This window comes from Enterobacter cloacae complex sp. 6730903 (assembly GCF_048283985.1).
GTDB classification, from domain to species: Bacteria; Pseudomonadota; Gammaproteobacteria; order Enterobacterales; family Enterobacteriaceae; genus Enterobacter; species Enterobacter hormaechei_C.
Genome location: NZ_JBLVXX010000189.1, coordinates 1 through 316, shown reverse-complemented (window position 1 = coordinate 316; position 316 = coordinate 1). Strand labels below are relative to the sequence as shown.

At 46.2% G+C, this 316-nt stretch carries 1 protein-coding gene; it reads right to left on the bottom strand.

Annotated features, from left to right (window positions below; all coding sequences use genetic code 11):
- On the bottom strand, positions 1–316 hold a 316-nt coding region (locus tag ACNQ0W_RS25505; protein ID WP_417933322.1), incomplete at both ends, for a bifunctional ornithine acetyltransferase/N-acetylglutamate synthase.

Sequence of the window (316 nt, the reverse complement as noted above, 5' to 3'; positions counted from 1 at the left end):
GTTTGGACGGATCATCCCAGCGCCTTTACTAATACCGGTCATGGTATAAGTCATACCATCAAGCTCAAATTGTTCAGATGCACCTTTAGGCACTGTGTCTGTTGTCATAATGCCAGATGCCGCATCACTCCATGCAGCGTCTTGTACGCTATTTAATGCAGGCTGTAAGCCAGCGAGTAAACGTTCCATCGGAAGCTGCTCACCAATCACACCTGTAGAAAATGGAAGTACTTCGAAACTGTTAACACCAGCAAGCTCCGCTAACTTTGCACAAGTATCCTGAGCATTTTTCAAACCTGTAGGACCAGTACCAGCA